This is a genomic window from Motilimonas thetidivivens (assembly GCF_046452435.1).
Classification (GTDB): Bacteria; Pseudomonadota; Gammaproteobacteria; order Enterobacterales; family CBDFNC01; genus Motilimonas.
The window spans coordinates 1-19,990 of the sequence record NZ_JBKFDK010000027.1; the positions used below are offsets into that span (position 1 = coordinate 1).

Genomic DNA, 19,990 nt, shown 5'->3' on the forward strand with positions numbered 1-19,990 from the left:
ATCAGCCCAGTCGATAAGGACAAATGGAAAGGGGTTGAGGCTGCAAGTTAGCTGCGCATGCCAACGATAAATAGCGATGCGCTCGCGATACAACTGTGCATTGCCAAGCAACCTATCAACACGCTTAATGGCATGCTTAGCGGATGTCTTACCCGTCATGGAGCGGCCAAGTTGAGTAAGGGTGAGGCGATCACCGTTGAGCAATGCTTGGGTAGAATCGATGAGGGATTGAAGTCGTTTTTTGTGAATGAAAGGGCATTGATTTTGTAGCTGTTGGTGTATGATATTAAGTTCACGCATCCCGTTGTAATCTGGTTTGTTTTTGGCGAAATTAATTAGATCACACAACGAGATGCGTTTCTATATATTTGATAGCGAAAGATATTTTGTGGGGATTCGCTAGAATGCGGCGTTAGCAGCCCGACTATGGACAAACAGAATGCTATATGAACTTAAGGATAGAAAGCTGCTTGAATTCGTTGCTAATCCTATTAGCAATATTGAGTATCTTTATGCGGAAGAAAAGTCAACTAGTCTGCTAGGGAAAATACTATATAGGCTTCCACCTTTACGGAAGTTTATTTCAGAAAGAGACAAAAGAATAATTTTTGAAAAACTATATTGCTCCTATTTAAAGGAAGCAAAAAGATCTATAGAGGATTTAAAGGCAAACCCTACTAATTTGCGAAATCAGAATTTCATCGAGAATATTTTAGAGGAATTTACTAGTTTTTTTCGTATCGGACTGTTACTTGATAAAAGTTATGATTCTGAAGTTTTTGATGAAGATCTGGCATCAGTGTACTTAAGAGTAAACCTTATTACAAAGCTCGAATACCATTGCAATAGGATTGCTGAATCTCTCGACTTGACTGAAGACTATTTTCACTCCATTGCTTCAAATGAAAAACTATGGATCTCATTTTTTTTAAGCGAAGCTTACCTTTTGTTACGAAACAATATCTTAAGTCTTAGCTTCAAAAGTAATGAGATTATTTTCAAGCCAAGCAAAACATTTGAAGGCAGGGTGAAGGGATATTGGATATCCGAAATTCTTGAATCAAATTCAAAAATATCAGATATGAAAGCATATCACGACATATCCGCCTTCCTTGGGAAAAATAGCGCGATCCCTAAAGAAATAGCTGAAACAGCTATAGATTACGTTCTAGATAAGGTTTTTTCTATAAACTCTAAATACGTTACAAGAGATATTAGAGTTAATCAAAAATACCTTTTTCTAAGGGAACTTATCTTTTTTTCACTGGTGTTAGAGTGCTGTTCACTGCTTGGAAAAGGCTCGAAAGAGAGACAGTTTTTTCTTGAAAGTAGCAATATAACAAACGAATCTTTGCTTTTTATTGATCAGCAGTTAAGTACCGCATCTGATGCTCGAATAGACAATAAAGAGGGGTTCGTATACAAGGTGTCAGACTCAATCTATAAGAGAGGCTCTTTGGGATTCAAATATGGACTTCGAAAGTTTGCAGGTATTTTATTGGGCGTTAAGCAGAAGCAGCTTAAGGGTAGAGATTTTAAAGGAGAGTTGGGTGATTTTTTTGAGGTTGATTACGTTCTTAATTACCTAAAAGAACTCGATTACTTCGGATACACCCCATTTGACGGGTTTAAATCTGGGAACAAGGCTGAAATAAAAGGATATGATGTCGATATAGTCTTGCATGATAGCAAAAATGATATTTTTTATTTTATTCAGGTTAAGTATAGGTTTTCAGCACTTCCAACATACCTCTCTGAGCAATTTAAGTTATTTAATGAAGAGTCATTCAAAAAAGGATATCTAAAGCAACTGCTTACCTTGAAAGAGAATTTTGACCACCAGAGCATAAGGAACCAATTGTTTAACAGAGGGCTTGGTGGTGCAAAATCTGAGAATAGTCATTTTATTTTGCTTCACAATTTGCCGTTTTTAAACTTTTACGAACATAAAGGTGTTCATTTTTACGAATGGAATCTGTTGAGAAATATCCTCCAAGACGGAATGATACATTGGCGTAAAGACGATGAATTTGGTGACACTTCGACAAGTGATGAGTTGCAGCTACATAAGCCTGATGAGATTATTGACTCCTACTTAAGTAACAGTGTGAACGGTAAAGATCTTCAGCAGCAATTCGACTTATTCAAAAGGTCTAAATGTGTATTTAGTTTTGGTGCTAAAAATGTTCAATGCCAGATGCTCTAAAGCTGCTAACAAGCGCATGTTGCCGGACTGGTTTTCCGCTGCGCTCCAAACCATCCGCAAATGCGGGCGTTAGTGCGTCAAGCGAAGCTTGATGCATCTTGCAGGGTGCAAGTCCCTGTCGGGTAAGGTTTAACTCACCACCCGTATCGAGTGTTGCGTCTATGGCGGAGCTGATTTTTTTTTCAGCGAACAAGATAGGTGAAGCGTACACAGAGAATTAAGTAGGCCACAGGGGATGCGTGTCCCTGAAGTGCTGAGATCGCTCCGATAAATACAGTCTGACTGACGAGGTTTGTAACGCCACTGAAGTCCAAGCAAAGCAACCGTAATGAGTGAGGTTGTGGCGAGTCAGCGGAGTTATTAAGCCGTGGCATGTTTAAAGAGATGCATCAGGAACTTGAGAGAGCCAAGGGCGTTCCGCAAGGACGCGGTAGGGAAGCTAAGCCAAAAGCAAGGCCAACGATGACCCTTTGGCAGTCAGACCAGCTCGTAGTAGTCCGAGACGGGAAAGCCGATCACATGGCGAAGGGGTTAACAGTTATATCACGTGTTTAGCAGACACATAGGCCGGACAATGTAGGGCTGGACTCACTATGACAACCGAACTAAACGCGATCACATTTAAATCACAGCGCCACCCCAAACACAGGTTTCAGAACTTATACGGATTACTAAGGGAAGATTGCCTGTATCAAAGTTGGGGTCAGCTCAATAAACAAGCGGCCGCCGGTATTGATGGCATCACCATGCCCGCTTATCAGCAGCAACTTGTTGGCAACATAACTCGACTGAGCGATGCCCTTAGGCATAAGCGCTTTCGAGCCAATGACATCAAACGTGTCTTTATTCCCAAAGCAAATGGCAAACAGAGACCGCTGGGCTTGCCCACGGTGGATGATAAATTGGTGCAACAAGGCGTGAGTCAGATATTGCAAAGTATCTGGGAAGCGGACTTTCTGCCCAATAGCTATGGCTACCGACCGAATAAAAGCGCCCATCAAGCGGTGCACAGTTTAGCGTTGAATCTTCAGTTTAAAGGATACGGTTACATTGTGGAGGCCGATATCAAAGGCTTCTTCAACCACCTTGACCATGACTGGCTGATGAAGATGCTCAAACAACGCATTGATGACAACGCCATGCTGAGCTTAATCAGCCAATGGCTTAAAGCCCGCATAAAATCACCTGAAGGGGCATTTGAACACCCGAAAAGCGGTACGCCGCAAGGGGGCATCATTAGCCCAGTACTGGCGAACATCTACCTGCATTACGCACTCGACTTATGGTTTGAAAAGAAAGTAAAACCGCGAATGCGTGGCCGCGCGATGCTCATCCGGTACGCCGATGATTTTGTGTGCGCGTTTCAATACGCCAACGATGCGGAGCGATTTTACGAGGTGCTGCCGAAACGACTGAAGAAATTTAACCTAGAAGTGGCAGAAGAGAAAACCTCACTGCTACGATTTAGTCGATTTCACCCGAGTCGAAAACGGCAATTTGTGTTTCTTGGCTTTGCCTTTTACTGGGCAAAAGATGCGAAGGGTATGCCTCGGCTCAGACGGCGAACGGGTGCTGAAAAGCACCGCGCTAGCATGAGTGAGTTTTACCAATACATCAAAGCCAAGCGGTCAAACAAGCTAAATACTTGGATGCCACAATTGAAACGCAAACTGATGGGATACCGAAATTACTTTGGCCTGCCAGACAATAGCCGCAGCCTTGATAGATTGTACAGTTATGTGCTGCACAGTTTATATAAATGGTTGAATAGGCGAAGTGGTCGGCGAAGTTATAACTGGAGTAATTTCAAGAAGATGCTAATGTATTACGCTATTGAGCGACCAAGAGTGAGTAAGCGATTTATTCACGTAGATTGGTACTAGGAGCGTGGTGATTTACACGCGTGAATATATAACTGAAGAGCCGGATGCGGTAATTCCGCACGTCCGGATCTGTGTGGGGTCGGCCCAGTAATGGGTCGCTCTACCACGATTATTTTCAAGCAACTACATGCCTTCTGTCAGAATACGCTGTGATATGTAACTATCTCTATTTTTTAAAAATTCTACTAAAAGAGCGGGGTAATTTTCTGCAACCGCCTTCTGAACAGATTTCCGTTGCCTTAATGCTTTGCGCCAAACTTGGCATTTAGGTAAATTGTCAAAAGTATTCAAATTGATGCAACTGTCGAATACGTCAAAATAACGAAAAATAGGGCCATATACAGCATCTATTAAGTGAAATCTTTCTCCTGTAAAGAAGGGTGTTCCAGAAACTTCTTCAATAATCCGAAATTTACTTTTTATTTTATCGTGAATTTTATAGAAACTTACGTTGTCCTTTGCGTTGTATAGGCTAGCGATATCTTGCAAAATGTTAGAGCCAAACTCGATCCACGCTCGGTGATACGCTTTATCTAAGCTATTTGTGGGGTGTAAAGAGCTAGGTGTTACTTCATCTAAATACTCGCAAATGACAGCCGATTCAAACAGACTGCGGTTTTCATCAACCAATAGAACCGGAACCCTCCCCATAGGTGATTTTTGTTTAAACCAAACCGGCTTATTGGAAAGATCAATGTCGGTTCTGGTAAAGGTGATACTCTTTTCCAGTAAAGTGATAATTGAACGCTGCACATATGGGCATAATACATGGGTTACAAGATGAAAATTTTGTGGTTGCATAACATGGTGCTCCTATGAGTTTCGTAGTGATTGTCTTGCAAGCAAATAGTGACTCAGTGCGTATTTTCCATCGCCCAGGCCAAGCTGCACGATAGCCATTAAACTTAGCACTAATGGGTATTCCCAACCGCCTCCTGTGTTAGTAAACAGCCATCCGCTTGCCGAGTGTACCCAAGTAGCACCGAGTAAAACGGGGATGATGAGTGCAGAAAAAATTCTAGTGTAAAAGCCCAGTAGTAGACCTACACCAACGATGGCTTCTAGCAGGAATACAATATAGGCAAGTGTTGCTGGCAACCCGATTGAGACAAAAAACTGTGCAGTGCCAGCCAAAGTAAACACGACCATTTTCAAGTAAAGGCTGTGTGCTAGAAGCACGGTACCGAGGGTCAATCGTAATATAAGTGCGCTAGTTTCTGGATTGAATAAGCGGTTCATCATGGTTCTCTCTGATTTTAGTAAGTGATGCAATAGTATAGATATTGCGGTACTATCTGAATATTAGTAAAAAGTGAAAGCTAATATTGCATAATTGCAATGAGAGGGTTTATGGATTGGAATTCATTGAAAGTGTTTCTGTCGATTATTCGACGTGGTTCTTTATCTGGTGCTGCCAAAGAACTAGATGTTAATCACACGACCATTTTCAGGCGCTTGAATGCTTTTGAGGCAGAAATCGGTGGGCAGCTCTTTGAACGTATCAATAATCGTTACGAATTGACGGCCTTGGGACATGAGCTACTTGAGTTCGCACAAGATATCGAGAATTCTTTTGATAGCATAAGCCGCCATATTGTTGGTAAAGATTTTCAACCCAAAGGTATCGTGAAGATTACTGCACCTAATAATATTGCTTATCGTTATTTACCCCGCTATATCACCGAATTTAATCTTCTTTATCCTGAGATACATATCGAGTTGTTGGTAAGTAATCAAGAATTCAATATGTCTAATCGTCAAGCTGATATTGCGGTGAGAGCAACATCTTCACCGCCTGAACACTTGATTGGGAAACAGGTTGAAACCCTTAATTGGGGGGTGTTTGGCAGCAAAATATATGCGGATAAATTTGGTTTACCTAAGAATACTGAAGAGTTGAATAATCACGCTTTAATTGGTGCTGCTGGTGCAATACGCAAGCTGCCTGCATTCGTCTGGTTGGATAAGCACTTTGCTGATCAAGTTGTAACACGCTGTGACGATCTAACCGCAATGTCTTATTTCGTAGAAGCAGGCCAAGGTTTGGCTCTTTTGCCTGATGACCAGATTCGACCAGAAATAACCAGATTATTTGGTATTAAAGAAAGTAAAACCAGTAATTTATGGTTGTTAACACACCCTGATCTACGTAATGTTGTAAGAATAAAATTGGTCATGCAGCATTTAACTAAGTCATTTTTGCAGGAATGGAATTCTTGAATCACATGATTATGGGCATAAGACAATATAACAAGATGCTACTACGGAAAACTTATTCGCTAGCGCTCTTAAATTTCCGCAGAGCACGACGTTAGTTGCCTTATCAATATCGCATGTTCAATTTACTGTACAAGTGGAGTGGTGAGGACTATACTTGTTCCATTAAATGTACATGTGGAGGTTCTTATGAGAATCGTATCTTTTACTGAAGCAAGAAATGGTCTTAAAGCTGTTTTGGACGGTGTAGTTAATGACGCTGATACAACAGTTATTACACGTCGTGATTCTGAAGATGCTGTGGTTATGTCCTTAGATTACTACAATAGCCTTATGGAGACAGTGCACTTACTACGCTCTCCTCAAAACGCTGAACACTTAAACCGCTCTATAGCACAGTACCGTGCTGGTAAAACAACCGCACGAGAGTTAATTGATGAGTAGTAGCCAGCGTTTACTGTCGTGGACTGATGATGCATGGGATGACTACCTGTATTGGCAAACTCAAGACAAAAAAACACTCAAGCGCATCAATAAACTCATCAATGATGTTAAGCGTTCTCCATTTGAGGGCATCGGTAAACCTGAGCCATTGAAAGAGAACTTATCTGGTTTTTGGTCTCGTCGTATTGATGATACTAATAGGCTCGTTTACGCAGTCGATGATCAGGCCATAACGATAATCTCGTGTCGTTACCACTACTAAATTAGGTTCAGCGATCTGGCATCCATACAAAGCGTTTAAGACGGATTCCCAACGCTCGGCATTTTCAGTTTGCTTCGGTTTAAGTGTTTACGGCACAATACTTTAAGTGTGGTGGTATGCGTTGCTCACCACTTAACGCGGCGTTATATGCCAGTAATCAGAAAGTCGATAGCAGCAACAATCTCATTTCTAAAAGCGCTCAACTCATTCACAGGATCACACAGGGTTTTAGTTGGAATACTCGCCATTTGATGAGTTAGGACTACAAAGTCGCCTTCATCAATGTGGATCACTGGACACAGGTGGGTAGGGGCTTTCTTCTCTAACATTTCAACCGGTGTTAAGGGAATTACCAGTCGGGTATTCAGCGTATCAAGCATTTCACTTTGAACATCAACAAAGTATGGGTAAGCGGTAGCAGTGCTTTTATCGTTATTTTGGTATAGTGAAAATTGTGGCATTAGAATACCCGGTAAGAATCAGAAAACAGGCCGTGATCTTCTGTTAGTTCATTGCAAGCGCTAATAGCATCTGCATTTTGTTCTAACCACTCAGTTTTACGGCGTTGTTTAACTTCTTTTTCAAGAGCTTTTTCCATTGTTGCAGAGAGGTTTATGTTTAGTCGCTTAGCTTCAGCGAGTAGTTCGCTGTTTAAGCTTAAGTTTGCAGCCTTTTTGGGTGCTTGCGTACTATATAAGTTTCTCATGATAATTACCTATGCGTATTTTTAGTGCGCATTAAGTATAGGTGCACGAAAGGCATATAACAAATCAAATGGACGTGGCAAAGCTGTCATCTTTTGTGCAAAAACACGCACAAAAGCCGCTAACTTCACCGCGCCGGAGTTTGAGGCGTGAGTAGCCTTATAAATACCGCATGTTCAATTTACGGTACAAGTAGGGTGGTGAAGACTATATTTGTTCCATTTAGGGGAAAAATTGAAGGCCTAACGCCGCGTTATACGATAAAGGAATTGGATGTCGATTATGTATCAATTAAGCACGGAGCGATTAATTTTAAGACCATTTAGTTTATCAGATGCGGAGCAAGTGCAACGGTTAGCGGGTTATGCCAAGCTTGCTGAGTTTACATTAAATATTCCTCACCCATATTTGGATGGCATGGCTGAAGCTTGGATCAGTAGCCATGAGCAAAGCTGGCAGTCTGATCGTGGTTACACTTTTGCGATGACGTTAACTGACAGTGGCAAGTTAATTGGTTGTATTAGCTTGAGCAGAAGGCCTGACAACGAGGCTGAGGTTGCTTACTGGGTTGGCGTTCCATATTGGGGAAAAGGCTATTGTACCGAAGCGACCAAAATGATGATTCAATTTGCCTTCGAACAGTTAGGGCTGCAACGTGTGACGGGCTTGCATTTGACGAGAAACCCAGCGTCAGGCAGTGTGATGAAGAAAGCTGGAATGATCTATGGCGGATTATTCAATAAAACAGTTATCAAAAACGGTCAGCGCGAAAGTTTGGTGTTTTATAGTATTGACGCATAACAAATATAAATTGACTCGCTCAAGCAATGGTTAAATGCAGCCTGAGCTGGCCATATATTTTTCACTCATTTATACCTCCTCCTTTTAGGGGAAGTCCCATCTTCTTTCTGCCAAAAGTGCTAGTGTCAACGGTTTAGCTCATTTACACTGCCCGCAGTTATTTGAAATCTTGATATTTTACAAGTAAATATGGGCGCCATTGGGTGTCTATTTGCTTGTTGCTATGTAGCAATGTTTTTATGACGTTTGCTCAGAGGTAGATAAAAATGAGCAGCAGGAAACTGCACAAAGTAATCGGTCTGATCTTGATATTGCCTATGCTGGGCTGGGTATTCACCGGACTGATATTTTTTATCAAGCCCGGCTACCAAGGCGCCTATGAGCAATTAGCGGTAAAAACCTATCCCCTTGAAGCCCCATTCACCCTTCATCCCGACTCAAGTTGGCAAGTGCTTAGGCTAGTTAGAACGGTTATTGGCTATCATTTACTGGTTACCACTGCCGATCAGGTTGAGCATCTTGATCCCGTTTTGTTAAGCGTAAAAGCGCCGCCTAGCAGAGCCCAAACCCGAACCCTTATTGAAGATGCGATTAGCGCTAACCCGCTGCGCTATGGCAACGTGGTTGAGGTTGATGCAAACCGCGCACTCACCAGCACTGGAGTTGAGATTACGTTAGATTGGCAAAATTTAAGGCTAAGCCAACGCGGCAGAGACACCGAACTGATTAACCTGATGTATAAAATTCATTACCTGCAATGGACGCCGATTAAGGCGATTAACCAAGTCTTGGGCGTACTTGGTATGGTGTTATTAATTTTTCTTACCGGGCTGGGCGTTAGGATGTATGTAAAGAATAAGGGGTAACCTGCAGCGCGTCATTGCGTTTGCCAGCGGTGGCGTGAGGCAGGAGATACTATGAGCACCAGTGTAATTAATGAGTTGGGGAAAGCTGGAATGAATATTGAGATTGAGTTAAATGGTGCTATTGACGCCGAGGAAGTGATCGCGCTTTATCGAGCAAATGGCTGGTCTTCTGCCGACAAACCCGATCAGCTTATACCTGCGCTGTTAAATTCCCATACCTTGGTGACGGCGCGTATCAAAGGCAAACTCGTTGGCTTAGGTAACGCCATTTCTGATGGTCATCTTGTTGTTTATTATCCACATATGCTGGTACTTCCATGTCATCAAGGTCTGGGGATAGGAAGCAAGATGATGCAAGCCATGCAAAGCGTTTATCAAGACTTTCATCAGCAAATGTTAACCGCCGATGGTGAGGCGATTGAGTTTTATAAAGCCTTAGGTTTTGAACGGGCGGGTAAAACCGAGCCGATGTGGGTATATGCAGGCACCGAGCATTAAGCTGTATTTGGAAAGTTATTGGATATTTGCGGGTCATTGAAGCGCATATTGGGTATATCAGGGACTAAGGAGATTGAATGTCAAATTACAGCGCCAAAATAGTCTGGCAAAGAGCGAGTGATGAGAGCTATTTGGATCAAAAATATAGTCGCGGGCACGAATGGCAATTTGATGGTGGCGTCACGGTGCCAGCTTCGTCTTCACCTCAGGTGGTGCCTTTGCCTTATTCGGTTGAGGCGAATGTTGATCCTGAAGAAGCCTTTGTCGCGTCTTTGTCTAGTTGCCATATGTTGTTCTTTTTATCGATCGCGGCGAAAAATAAGTTTGTGGTAGATACTTATGTTGATAATGCCGTAGGAGTGATGGAAAAAGGGACAAACGGCAAGATTGCCATGACTAAGGTGACGCTAAAACCTTATGTGCAGTTTGCTGGTGAGCAGCCGAGCATGGCGCAATTAGAAGCGATGCACCATCAATCACATGAGCAGTGCTTTATTGCTAACTCGGTGACCACCGAGGTAGTGACTGAGATTGTTACCGAGATCTAGCGTTAAGTGCGCTGAACTTTTAGGTTAAATAGTATGGGGGATTAACTTGGTGGCGAATACAAGCAGCAGATTAAGGCTCATGGTCAAATACTTCGCAATCCCCGTGCTTTTCGCGTTAGTGGTCGCTGCGTATGTTATGGTGTCGGGCAAGCATAACCAAGCGAGTTGGCTCGGGCTGGTGATTTATGACGTGCTGTTTTATGGTGCGCCATATTTTTTGCACAGTGTGCTGATGTGGTTGTTTAAGGCGGCCAGCCAAGTAATTCACGCTGGGTTTATCGGCATTTCCTTGGCGTTATTGTGGATTGCGAGTTTGTGGTTGTTACCATCTGATCCGTCTGGTTTGCCCATACAATGGATGGGTTACTGGCCTTTGGCTGTGGTGATGGGATTGCTGTTTATGGGCGGTCAAATGCTGCTTACTAAGCTTAAAAGATAACCCGCCATTGCGAGGATTGGTTTTTAAAACAAACAATAAAGGATAGCATTGCAAACTTTGATGGTTGGGAAGGATGAAGCAGAGGATCCAGCTTAAATGTCTGTTAGGGAAGATATGATGATAACGAATAAATGGCATTTTACATATGGTGGCCAGTCCAAAGAGCAACTGCTGCTGGCCTTGTCGGCACAAAAAATAAGCTGTAATGCTTATACTAGCTTATTGTTTATGTCCGATCGTTTTTGCGCCTCTGAAACCATCGAGCAAGTGGATATCGTTGAGGTGAGTGTGCAATCTCTGGGTTTTGAATCTGGAGCCTTGTTTGCGGACGTGATAAAGGCCGCGGCGAAGCAAGGCTTGTCACTCTGTTCTCTAGAGTTAGCGGCTTACTTACGCTTACATTATACCCAGCAGATAGTTGGGACTCAGATTACGGTCGCAACCGAGCGAGCTTATAGTGATATTAACTATCCAAATGGTTTTTATTTAAGTGCTAGGGCTGATGCGCTTGAATTACGCGGATACCGAGCGAGTGATGACTGGATTTGGCCGGCGACCAGTTTGTTCGCGTTTGTGGCTAATGATATTCAAAGTGGTTGTTAGGAATAAGTATGCAGCGAAGACAATTTGTTAAGTTAGGTTTAGCGGGGGCGTTATTGGCTAATATTCGCGCGGTATTTGCAAAGCCTCAAGCAGCAGCCTTGGTGACGGTTGATATTCCTAGCCCTAAAACCTTGCGCGGCGGCTGGGCGGCCTTGGCCGCTGTGATGGCGGCGCGTGGTTGGGGTAAGGAAGTCTATGCGAGTGAGCGGCAATGGCATTATCACGATGGTGGTGGCAATTGGGCAAGCTTGCGCTTTAACGCTAAGGATCAGATGGTATTGCTGGGTCATGATCACGAATACAGTGACACTTATTATGGCGCGGCCGCGCAGTATTTTGATGAGCCGGAGACAGACCTGCTGCAAGGTGCGCCAAGTTGGTGGGGATTTGATTTAGATCCCTTGCCGTTTGAATGGATTGGCTTTGTATATGGTTGGGACGGCAAGCGTTGGCAGCGTGCTGACTACGACAAGGACGACGGCTTTACTGGCATCAATTTACTCGGGGCCTGTAGTATCACTGATTTTGAGTTACTCAGAGAGTATTGCTTAGATGCGCCCGGGCTAAATGGACAGCCTCCGAGTGATGAGGCTTTGCGGGCGCTGGTGGCGGCTGATGGTAAGTTGAGTCGAGAGTTATTAGAAGCGGCTATTCCGGGTTGGGATCTGGATGCCGGCATCGCGGCGGCAGCAAAGTTTTTACAAGCCAGCGTTTAAATCGCTAGATAGGATGTAAGGATGAAATCAACACTTCCCGTGGACGAGCAGGCGGCCTTGCAGGCATTGCGTCAGTCACTTGATGCTTACTGGGCAATTACTGATGAAACTTGGCAGGATTTTACGGCTATTTGCCAGTGCCGCAGGTTAGCCAAGCATGCACTACTGTATCGCGCCGGTGATGTGCCTCGCTCTTACAGTTATGTGGTTGAAGGCTTAATCAGAGGCTATGCCTGTGATGATAAAGGCAATGAATATAATAAGAACTTCTTTGCTGAAGGGGCTTTTCCCGGCTCGATGACGGCGCTGTTAACTGCCACGCCTTCTTTGCTTAGTTTTGAGGCGATAGAAGACAGTATTGTGGTTGAAATAGATTTCGTCGCTTACAGGCAGTTAATGATGGCGCGGGATGATTTAAAAGTATTTCAAATCCACTATTTAGAGAAGAACTGGCTGCTAGCAAAAGACATGCGAGAAATTGAAATTGTGCAAGAGGATGCTACCGAGCGCTATTTACGTTTTGTGGCCGAGCATGCCAGCTTAGTTGATCGCTTGCCGCAATATCATATTGCTTCCCACCTTGGCATCACGCCCACGCAGTTAAGTCGCATTCGAAAAAAATTATAGTTTTTTTGCGCTTATCAACCTATGTAAATGCCTTGTTGGGTTTGGCCCAGTAATCTGCTTGGGTCAACGAGAACAAACAAGGTGAAGCAAGATGAAACTATTAGATGCATTAAACTGGCGGTACGGGGTGAAACAATTTAGCGATGAGAAAGTTTCTGCTGAAGAATTAAACGTGTTACTGGAAGCAACCCGTTTAAGCCCATCCTCTTATGGTCTACAACCATACAAGCTTATTGTGATTGAAAGTAAGGCTCTGCGCGCTAAGTTATTGCCATTTTCTTATGGTCAAAACAAGGTGTTAGAAAGCTCGCATCTGGTTGTGTTTGCCGCAGCCACCCAAGCAGGCGATGCCTTGGTTGACCGCTATATTAATAAGTATTTGTCGGTAACTAACACAGATTACAGTGCGATAAGTGGCTATGCGGATCATATTAAATCGGCCTTGGCGGCCAAAACTAAGGCGCAGCAGCAAGAGTGGGCTAAGCAGCAAGCCTATATTGCCTTGGGGAATTTTGTAACCAGTGCCGCGCTACTGCAAATTGATTGTTGCCCTATGACTGGCATTGACACGACTGGTTATGACGAGGTGTTGGGCTTGACCGAATTAGGGCTGACGACCACTGTGGTGTGTCCAATAGGTCGCCGCCATCAAGATGATCAACAAGCTAACCGCCCTAAGGTGCGGTTTGATTTTGATGATATCATTTTGGAGCTAACAGCATGAATCAGTTAGCCTTGTTAGCCATTGCGTCGGGTGGTGCCATCGCGCTGCAAGCCAGCATGAATGCGCAGCTGGGCGTGTTATTAAAAAATGCCATGTTGGCGACCAGTGTGGCGTTTTTATGTAGTTGTTTGTTTATGGTCGCGGCCTTACTGGCCGCCACGAAACACTATCCACAATGGCAAGAGGTGCGCGCTGTGCCTGTCTATTTGTGGTTTTCTGGTGGGGCGTTAAGCGCCTTTGGTGTCGCCATGTTTTATTATTTGATCCCTAAGATGGGCGTGGGCTCGATGATGTCTTATGCGCTGTCGGGGCAAATTATTATTGCGGTGCTGGCGAGCCATTTTGGTTGGTTTGATTTACCGGTCAAACCCTTGAGTTTAGTGAAGCTAATTGGTGCCGCTACCCTTATTTTGGGCGTATTTTTACTTAATTTGGAGCCGAGCAATGGACACTGAAATGGTGGATATAGATGTTATGGAGCTAGATCAGGCTAATCTGACTAATTTAACTCAATTGTGGCAAAAATACGGCGCGCAGGCTTTGCCGACACAACAGAAAACAAAATGGCAAGCGAATTTGAGTTGGCCACATCGCTGCTGGTTAGCTAGGCCTTTGGCTGAGCTTGGTGACCAAGAATTCGAGTCACAGCTGTTGTCTGGGCTGACACGAGTGCCCAACAATGCCATCTTGTCGCTATGGCCCTCGGCGCTAAAGCAAGGGGTGGATGACGCAGTCTTGCGAGTGGAGCAGGTAGTCACCAAGCATCACTGGCTACCCAGCTTTGAGCAAGTCGCGATGTATAAAACAATCGACCCTAATGTGGATTATCAAGTCAGTGCGCGTGATGGCTTTCGTCTAGTGGAAGTGAGTTCGGAGCTTGAACTACAGCTGTGGTTAGACGTGGCCAGTGCCGCTTTTGATTATCAAATTGACAGTGCAGTGATTGCCGGACTACTCAACGATCCTAATATTAAGGTGTTACTGGCTTATCAAGGTAAGCAAGCGGTGGCGAGTGCGTTGCTCTATAAAACAGGTGAGGTGATTGGTTTACACCAAGTGGGAGTGAAGCCTGCTTGCCAAGGCCAAGGTCTTGCGCGCGATTTAATGCACACCTTGATTGCCATGAGTGCGAAATGGCAGGGGCGATATGTGGTGTTGCAAGCCTCTGCCGCTGGGTTGCCGCTATATCAGCGGTTGGGGTTTGTTAGCCAATTTAAAATCAGTAATTATCGGCTGGCTTAGGCTGTGGGTTGCACTTGGCTAAAACCAAATAGCCGCTTATTCCAATCCTCAACCATGCCTGTGCTCAAGCGCTGCTGCGCCTTAATTTGCCAGCTTTCTGAAAGTGCAGCGCAATCGAGCAAGCGCGCTAAAAAGGCATGGTCCAGTGGGTTATTAAAAAACTGCCAAGCCACCTTTTGTACCGTGAGCTCTGGGTATTCACGCGATAACAGCGTCATTTTCGTTTGTGGCATAAGTTTACCGGGTTGTAGCACCCTAAGTAGGTATCCAGACAGGCCATTGAGCTGCATCTGTAAGGCCAGATTACTTACCCCAAAGCGTTGATTTAATTTAAAACAAGGCGATCTTGGTTGACTGATTTGCACCACGGCATCACCGAGTTGGAAGACATCACCAATACAGACTTGCGACTCGGTTGCCCCGAGTGTCGACAAATTCTCACCAAATGCGCCCGCCTGAAAACAGGTCAGGTTAGGGTATTGCGCTTGCCAGACTGGATAATGCTCTAGCGGATAAAGGTGTAAGGCCCGCTCGACGCCGCCATGGTGTTTTTGATCGGCCTGCTGGTCGCAGGCTAGTCCAGATTCAAGTAACTCGGTGGCTTGTTGAATAGGGTGCTTGTTGATGGCACTGTGCAGGCCAGAATCAAGACGCTGGATCTGGCCGGACAATACGTTGATGTTATGCACTTGCATCTATATGGGGTCCAAGGTTGTGATGGCTGAAGTTAGGTCGAGGCCATCATCAGCTCAAGTGGGTTAAATCTACCTGAGTTGTGAGAATATATAAAGTTTCGATGCGAATCTTTGTCTCATATTAAGCCAATGCTATACTGCGGGTAACATTTTGTAGAACAGATAAGCCATGATGTCAGAGACAGAGCAGATATGTGATTTACTGGAGCGTTTAAGCACCTTGTTTCGTAATGAAGTAAGACAAGCTGGGTTGACTCACGGGCTGCATCCGGTGCACTTAGAGGTGTTGTATTATTTATCTCGTTGCAATCGTTTTAGTGATACGCCAGCCGCAGTTAAAGATTTTTTAGGGGCGACTAAGGGCACCACATCTCAGTCGATTAGTTTGTTGGAAACGAAAGGCTATTTAGCCAAAACCAAAGATCAACAAGACAAGCGTGTATTTCATTTGAGCTTGACCGAGGAAGGCAAAGGGGTGGTTAAAGCGACCATGCCACCAGTCAGTTTGCGTAATGTGTTGGATCAGCGTCGCGGTGATAAAACTAGCCATTTAAAACAACAGCTAGAAAGCTTATTGATTGATATTCAAACCGAAACGCGCATTCACACCTTTGGTTTATGTAGCACTTGTGTTCATCATCTTGATCAAGAAAACGGCCGTTTTTTGTGCCAGCTGACACAGCAAACCTTGCCAAAACAAGAGGGTGAGCTGATATGTCGTGAACACCAACATCCAGCGAATTAAGTCTTTAGTCGCTGAGCTTGCTCAGCGAACACCACCGATTCCCTCAGCAAGCTCAGGTTCCACAATAAAATGCGCTTTCGCTCCCACCGCATAGCTATAGCACCGATATTTATTGCTAGGGTGGGAGCGATTTTTAAATCGCGAAAAATTAACCATTTGCGCAAACTAAGCCGGACAGCCCTCTAGTTTATAGATGGCATACCCTTGCTGTTTAATGGTTTCATCAAACTCAGGCACCGAAATAGAGGTGTGGCAAAAAGCACAGCCACCATGGCGAATTTCTGCATCAGCCTCGCCAATATCTGTTAACCATTGTCTTGCCGTGGTTAGGGCCAACTCTGCATCTTTTGTTGGCAGCAGTACATCAAAATGAAGTCGCTTGCCCTTACTGGTATAAGCATAGGTATCAAAAACATGAACTGACATAGTGACTCCTTAACCTTTATCCGCAGTGACTTTTGCTGGGTGCTGAGCAACGACTTTACCGGGGAGAGATAAATCGCCCGATGCTACATCGTTCACAGCTGTTACGCACAGAAGCGGGTTGTGTACACTGTCGTTCACTTGCAGTACGGCGGTGACAGCATCGAATTGGAAGTCCTCTTGGAACGACAGGTCTTTAGTCGGTACTTCCACCGTGACTTCATTTTTGACAAACTCAGGCGCATAGCCCGGGCTGTCGATGTAGATAGGAAGGCCCGGCCAAGTGGCTGGCATTTTAGGCTGCTGACCTTCAGGAATATCTTTCACTTTAAGGCCGCCACCGCACGATTCATCCTTGGCTAATACCACCCAGTGAGAGTGCCATTCATTACCGTCATTGGTTTTGTCGCCATCTAAGTTTTCATCAAACTTAGGGGTGTCATCAAAGTCAGGGTGTGCGGTAACTGCAAGGGCAAGAATTCCCTGACCTTTTTCAAATCCGACCACCTCTGAATCTAGATTGGTTGGCCAGACATAACTGTAGACTTCAGAACCGCCAAGTTTACCGATTGCCTTGGGTTTGGTTTGGCCTAGGTTATCGGTTACTTCGGCTTGGAAGGTAAGTGAAGCGGCATTTTTTATGACCTTGGCGTGAGTAAGGTCGAATTCGCTAGCGACCTTAGTATTGGCTTCACTTTTAATGTGACCATGATGATCGCCTCCAGCAAGTACGCTGCTGGACACACTCAAAGAAACGGCGGTGGCAACGACGGTAAGATATGTTTTCATAATGACTCCTGTTGATATTAGATTTTAGGCAAAAAGTTTTGCTTCGAAACTATATTCAGTGTAGGGCTGCCTTTTGGTTTCTGTCAACTGGTTTCGAATAAAAACTAAATTTTATGATGTTGCAATATCAATGGCGTGGTACATAGATGTTGATTGACTATACTTTGACCACTTATCGCGTGCCGATATCGCGTTAAAGAAGAGATAGGGAGTGACCATGGTTAAATCAGGTTTTGCTAGCGTTCAACAAGGGGTGGCTAGAGCGGATGGAAAATTAGTGCTAACGGGGGAGGAAGTTAGGTTTACCCCATTTAATCAGCAGTTTGGGCTTGGACCTTATGTGTTTAAACCGCAACAAATCAGCACGGTGACGCGTTGTCTAGGCAAGGGTGGCGGTATTATTCCCATTACCACAGATGCTATCCGTATCACCCTAGATAATCAGCAAGTCTATGAGTTTATTGTGGCTGAGCCAGATAGCTGGATCACAGCGCTCACTTAGTGCGCTTGTAACTTACCCCTTAATGGTGAAAATAACGGTATTATCGTTTTAATATCACAGTAGTAAGGGACAAAAATGTTGAAAAAGGCGATGGGGTTGGTGCTATTGATGTTTGCCGTGGCGGGCTGTGTCAATCGTGATGAGATTTATGCTAATCCACCTGCTGAGTTGGTGGCGTATGTGGATCAAATCATGCCCGCTGCGACTGAGTTTGTTACCACCCATGAAGCGCTTGCTTTGCAACATGGCCAGCCGTTAACGTCTGCACAGCTTAAGATTGCCAAAAAAGTCGGGCTACAGCATGCTGAAAAAGTACGGGTGTACTATGTTGATAAGCTACCTTTTCCACAAGATCCTGAGCTAGCGGCGTTAGCGAAGGAATACGGTTATAGCTCACCTATGATGGCGGCCTACACCTATGGTCACGGTATTTGGATCAAGCATGCTGAAAAACAAAATACCGAATTACTCGCCCATGAATTGATCCATGTGCGACAAGCCGAGCAGCTAGGGTTAGATGAGCAAACCAAGCAATATTTAATGCAGTTGTTTATTTATGGCTACAGAAACGCGCCAATGGAAGTTGAAGCTTATAATCAAGCTCCTAACTATCTGTAATGTATAAGCTTTACTATGCGCCGAATAACGCCAGTTTAGCGGCGCATTTTATCTTGCACCATGTGCAAGCCGATTATGAATTGGTGCTGGTGGACAAAAAGAGCCAAGGCCAAAAGTCGGCTGAGTATTTACGTCTGAATCCAGCGGGTCGGATCCCGACTTTAGTGATAGGTGAGCAGGCGATTTTTGAAAGCAGTGCGATCTGTATTTATCTTTGCGAACAGTTTCCTGAAGCGGCTTTGCTGCCTGCCTTAGGTGATCCGCGGCGACCTTTGTTTTTTCAGTGGCAGGCTTATCTTAATAACACCTTACAAACGGCCTTGATGGCGCGATATTACCCGCTGCGCCATACCCAAGATGGAGCGGGAGTAGGCGCTGTCGTGGCCGCACAAGACAAGTTAATCGGCGAATCATTAGCTGTGCTTAACCAACAATTGGCGCAGCATACCTACTTACTGGGCGAGCAACTGTCGGCGTGTGATTACTTCTTGTTTATGTTGGCTGGCTGGGCTTTGCCTGTCAGCCCCTCGCCGCTGGATTTTGTACATTTGGCTGCTTATTTGAAGCGCATGGCGAGCAATCCTGTTGTAACCGCAGTGTGTCAGCGAGAAGGTATCGAATTAGCCATGCTGACGGCCGAATAACCTAGCTTAAACTGTTAGCGCTGCCATGTTGGGCCACTTGTGTTGTTTGTCATTTTAGCTAGCTTGTGGCTAAATACTGTTTTTCTCGACATGTATTTAAGGTATTGATAAGTAATGATTCGTTATGCATTTCTGGCTGTAATTATGACGCTGTGGAGCGCGGTGACGCAAGGCGCTGTTTATAAGTGTGTCGATCACAATGGCAAAACGGTTTATCAGGGATTGCCCTGTGAGCAAAACAGTCAAAGTGAGGAAAAGCTAAAGATAGTGAATAACACGGGCAGTGGCCCTGCTGCAATGAACAAGCAAAACAAAAGGTATTTTGACTTGGCTTTGTACAGTGATTCTATGGTGTTTACTGCTGAGCAATGCCGCGCTCGAAATTCGTCATACGCCGATGAAGTAGAGCAAGCTTCAAGACGCTTAGATGCGATCCGTAAAACCGAGATTGAAGCAGGTAAAAGAATTATGAAACAAGGCTTTGAAGGTTTTTCTGCGCACCAAATTACGGTACAAAGGATTGAAGCCAAGCATAAGTATCGACATAAGTTGTCGGTAATGTCGCCAGATGAGTTGGATGATTTTTGCAGTAATCAAGCGCGCAAAGCCCGCAACTTAGCCGCAAATGCTCCCTATCGTTCATCGGGTTATGAAGAAGGCGATCTTGATCCGGAAGGTAATGATTAAGCCTTGTCGTTGCTGCAGTCAATATTGTGGCTGGTTCGCAAGTACATTTAATGCCCAAGGTATGGCTATATCGAAGTCATCATCTTGGGCGTGGTGGTTTTAGGCTA

The 19,990-nt window shown here is 44.5% G+C and carries 28 protein-coding genes and 1 pseudogene; 21 read left to right on the forward strand and 8 right to left on the reverse strand.

The window, feature by feature from the left end:
* A pseudogene (locus tag ACK8OT_RS16725) lies at positions 1-300 on the reverse strand (IS4 family transposase); the annotation flags it as partial.
* Positions 301-439: 139 nt separating this feature from the next.
* On the opposite strand from ACK8OT_RS16725, the gene ACK8OT_RS16730 reads away from it, so the two are divergent.
* The gene (locus ACK8OT_RS16730; RefSeq protein WP_410197653.1) at positions 440-2,206 is read left to right on the forward strand and encodes a hypothetical protein; all 1,767 of its coding nucleotides are present in this window, start codon (positions 440-442) and stop codon (positions 2,204-2,206) included.
* A 593-nt stretch (positions 2,207-2,799) separates the two neighbouring features.
* On the forward strand, positions 2,800-4,089 hold the full coding sequence (gene ltrA / locus ACK8OT_RS16735; protein WP_410197654.1) for a group II intron reverse transcriptase/maturase: 1,290 nt from the start codon (positions 2,800-2,802) through the stop codon (positions 4,087-4,089).
* Positions 4,090-4,212: 123 nt separating this feature from the next.
* On the opposite strand, the gene ACK8OT_RS16740 is transcribed toward ltrA, so the two are convergent.
* Both ACK8OT_RS16740 and ACK8OT_RS16745 read right to left on the reverse strand, forming a co-directional pair.
* On the reverse strand, positions 4,213-4,890 hold the full coding sequence (locus ACK8OT_RS16740; RefSeq protein WP_410197655.1) for a glutathione S-transferase family protein: 678 nt from the start codon (positions 4,888-4,890) through the stop codon (positions 4,213-4,215).
* A 12-nt stretch (positions 4,891-4,902) separates the two neighbouring features.
* Complete coding sequence (locus ACK8OT_RS16745) at positions 4,903-5,331, reverse strand: DoxX family protein (RefSeq protein ID WP_410197656.1); 429 nt, start codon at positions 5,329-5,331, stop codon at positions 4,903-4,905.
* Between the two features lie 108 nt (positions 5,332-5,439).
* Between ACK8OT_RS16745 and ACK8OT_RS16750 the strand changes: the two genes are divergently transcribed.
* The 3 genes from ACK8OT_RS16750 to ACK8OT_RS16760 all read left to right on the forward strand — a co-directional run bounded on the left by ACK8OT_RS16750 (position 5,440) and on the right by ACK8OT_RS16760 (position 7,012).
* Complete coding sequence (locus ACK8OT_RS16750) at positions 5,440-6,309, forward strand: LysR family transcriptional regulator (protein WP_410197657.1); 870 nt, start codon at positions 5,440-5,442, stop codon at positions 6,307-6,309.
* A gap of 186 nt (positions 6,310-6,495) precedes the next feature.
* On the forward strand, positions 6,496-6,750 hold the full coding sequence (locus ACK8OT_RS16755; RefSeq protein ID WP_005526636.1) for a type II toxin-antitoxin system Phd/YefM family antitoxin: 255 nt from the start codon (positions 6,496-6,498) through the stop codon (positions 6,748-6,750).
* Positions 6,743-7,012 carry a Txe/YoeB family addiction module toxin gene (locus ACK8OT_RS16760; protein ID WP_005464459.1) on the forward strand — a complete coding sequence of 90 codons (270 nt, stop codon included), beginning with the start codon at positions 6,743-6,745 and terminating at the stop codon, positions 7,010-7,012. Before ACK8OT_RS16755 ends, ACK8OT_RS16760 begins: the two co-directional genes overlap by 8 nt.
* 143 nt (positions 7,013-7,155) lie before the next feature.
* Here the strand turns inward: ACK8OT_RS16760 and ACK8OT_RS16765 are convergent, their stop codons facing one another.
* Both ACK8OT_RS16765 and ACK8OT_RS16770 read right to left on the reverse strand, forming a co-directional pair.
* Entirely contained in the window at positions 7,156-7,473 is a 318-nt protein-coding gene (locus ACK8OT_RS16765; protein ID WP_410197658.1) for a CcdB family protein, read from the reverse strand.
* Positions 7,473-7,718, reverse strand: coding sequence for a type II toxin-antitoxin system CcdA family antitoxin (locus ACK8OT_RS16770; protein WP_410197659.1), 246 nt, complete (start codon positions 7,716-7,718; stop codon positions 7,473-7,475). The genes ACK8OT_RS16765 and ACK8OT_RS16770 overlap by 1 nt, the downstream gene beginning before the upstream one ends.
* A gap of 271 nt (positions 7,719-7,989) precedes the next feature.
* On the opposite strand from ACK8OT_RS16770, the gene ACK8OT_RS16775 reads away from it, so the two are divergent.
* The 11 genes from ACK8OT_RS16775 (at position 7,990) to ACK8OT_RS16825 (ending at position 14,780) form a co-directional block, all read left to right on the forward strand.
* Positions 7,990-8,517 carry a GNAT family N-acetyltransferase gene (locus tag ACK8OT_RS16775; RefSeq protein WP_410197660.1) on the forward strand — a complete coding sequence of 176 codons (528 nt, stop codon included), beginning with the start codon at positions 7,990-7,992 and terminating at the stop codon, positions 8,515-8,517.
* Between the two features lie 266 nt (positions 8,518-8,783).
* Positions 8,784-9,383 carry a PepSY domain-containing protein gene (locus tag ACK8OT_RS16780; RefSeq protein ID WP_410197661.1) on the forward strand — a complete coding sequence of 200 codons (600 nt, stop codon included), beginning with the start codon at positions 8,784-8,786 and terminating at the stop codon, positions 9,381-9,383.
* Positions 9,384-9,434: 51 nt separating this feature from the next.
* Entirely contained in the window at positions 9,435-9,881 is a 447-nt protein-coding gene (locus ACK8OT_RS16785; RefSeq protein WP_410197662.1) for a GNAT family N-acetyltransferase, read from the forward strand.
* A 77-nt stretch (positions 9,882-9,958) separates the two neighbouring features.
* Positions 9,959-10,429 carry an OsmC family protein gene (locus tag ACK8OT_RS16790; protein WP_410197663.1) on the forward strand — a complete coding sequence of 157 codons (471 nt, stop codon included), beginning with the start codon at positions 9,959-9,961 and terminating at the stop codon, positions 10,427-10,429.
* Between the two features lie 79 nt (positions 10,430-10,508).
* Positions 10,509-10,868 (forward strand): hypothetical protein, encoded by a 360-nt coding sequence (locus tag ACK8OT_RS16795; RefSeq protein ID WP_410197664.1) that lies wholly within the window; start codon positions 10,509-10,511, stop codon positions 10,866-10,868.
* Between the two features lie 114 nt (positions 10,869-10,982).
* Positions 10,983-11,471, forward strand: coding sequence for a hypothetical protein (locus ACK8OT_RS16800; protein WP_410197665.1), 489 nt, complete (start codon positions 10,983-10,985; stop codon positions 11,469-11,471).
* A gap of 8 nt (positions 11,472-11,479) precedes the next feature.
* The gene (locus tag ACK8OT_RS16805; protein ID WP_410197666.1) at positions 11,480-12,187 is read left to right on the forward strand and encodes a hypothetical protein; all 708 of its coding nucleotides are present in this window, start codon (positions 11,480-11,482) and stop codon (positions 12,185-12,187) included.
* A 21-nt stretch (positions 12,188-12,208) separates the two neighbouring features.
* Positions 12,209-12,814 carry a Crp/Fnr family transcriptional regulator gene (locus tag ACK8OT_RS16810; protein ID WP_410197667.1) on the forward strand — a complete coding sequence of 202 codons (606 nt, stop codon included), beginning with the start codon at positions 12,209-12,211 and terminating at the stop codon, positions 12,812-12,814.
* A gap of 91 nt (positions 12,815-12,905) precedes the next feature.
* A complete protein-coding gene (locus ACK8OT_RS16815) occupies positions 12,906-13,538 on the forward strand; it encodes an NAD(P)H-dependent oxidoreductase (protein WP_410197668.1) in 633 nt (210 codons plus the stop codon).
* Positions 13,535-13,993, forward strand: a complete 459-nt coding sequence (locus ACK8OT_RS16820; RefSeq protein WP_410197669.1) for a DMT family transporter — start codon at positions 13,535-13,537, stop codon at positions 13,991-13,993. The genes ACK8OT_RS16815 and ACK8OT_RS16820 overlap by 4 nt, the downstream gene beginning before the upstream one ends.
* Positions 13,983-14,780, forward strand: a complete 798-nt coding sequence (locus ACK8OT_RS16825) for a GNAT family N-acetyltransferase (protein ID WP_410197670.1) — start codon at positions 13,983-13,985, stop codon at positions 14,778-14,780. Before ACK8OT_RS16820 ends, ACK8OT_RS16825 begins: the two co-directional genes overlap by 11 nt.
* Here the strand turns inward: ACK8OT_RS16825 and ACK8OT_RS16830 are convergent.
* Positions 14,777-15,475: an MOSC domain-containing protein gene (locus tag ACK8OT_RS16830; protein ID WP_410197671.1), complete on the reverse strand. Its 699-nt coding sequence runs from the start codon at positions 15,473-15,475 to the stop codon at positions 14,777-14,779. The two genes, ACK8OT_RS16825 and ACK8OT_RS16830, sit on opposite strands and share 4 nt — an antisense overlap.
* Positions 15,476-15,644: 169 nt before the next feature.
* Here ACK8OT_RS16830 and ACK8OT_RS16835 point away from each other — a divergent pair, with 169 nt between their 5' ends.
* Positions 15,645-16,220 carry a MarR family winged helix-turn-helix transcriptional regulator gene (locus ACK8OT_RS16835; protein ID WP_410197672.1) on the forward strand — a complete coding sequence of 192 codons (576 nt, stop codon included), beginning with the start codon at positions 15,645-15,647 and terminating at the stop codon, positions 16,218-16,220.
* A 165-nt stretch (positions 16,221-16,385) separates the two neighbouring features.
* Here the strand turns inward: ACK8OT_RS16835 and ACK8OT_RS16840 are convergent, their stop codons facing one another.
* Both ACK8OT_RS16840 and ACK8OT_RS16845 read right to left on the reverse strand, forming a co-directional pair.
* Positions 16,386-16,646: a DUF2024 family protein gene (locus ACK8OT_RS16840; protein ID WP_410197673.1), complete on the reverse strand. Its 261-nt coding sequence runs from the start codon at positions 16,644-16,646 to the stop codon at positions 16,386-16,388.
* Between the two features lie 9 nt (positions 16,647-16,655).
* The gene (locus ACK8OT_RS16845) at positions 16,656-17,432 is read right to left on the reverse strand and encodes a hypothetical protein (RefSeq protein WP_410197674.1); all 777 of its coding nucleotides are present in this window, start codon (positions 17,430-17,432) and stop codon (positions 16,656-16,658) included.
* Positions 17,433-17,649: 217 nt separating this feature from the next.
* Between ACK8OT_RS16845 and ACK8OT_RS16850 the strand changes: the two genes are divergently transcribed.
* From ACK8OT_RS16850 to ACK8OT_RS16865, 4 genes are all read left to right on the forward strand, one after another.
* A complete protein-coding gene (locus ACK8OT_RS16850; RefSeq protein ID WP_410197675.1) occupies positions 17,650-17,934 on the forward strand; it encodes a hypothetical protein in 285 nt (94 codons plus the stop codon).
* 75 nt (positions 17,935-18,009) lie between these two features.
* Positions 18,010-18,552 carry an eCIS core domain-containing protein gene (locus ACK8OT_RS16855; protein ID WP_410197676.1) on the forward strand — a complete coding sequence of 181 codons (543 nt, stop codon included), beginning with the start codon at positions 18,010-18,012 and terminating at the stop codon, positions 18,550-18,552.
* Complete coding sequence (locus ACK8OT_RS16860; RefSeq protein WP_410197677.1) at positions 18,552-19,196, forward strand: glutathione S-transferase family protein; 645 nt, start codon at positions 18,552-18,554, stop codon at positions 19,194-19,196. Before ACK8OT_RS16855 ends, ACK8OT_RS16860 begins: the two co-directional genes overlap by 1 nt.
* Positions 19,197-19,310: 114 nt before the next feature.
* A complete protein-coding gene (locus ACK8OT_RS16865; protein ID WP_410197678.1) occupies positions 19,311-19,883 on the forward strand; it encodes a DUF4124 domain-containing protein in 573 nt (190 codons plus the stop codon).
* Positions 19,884-19,990 lie beyond the last annotated feature (107 nt).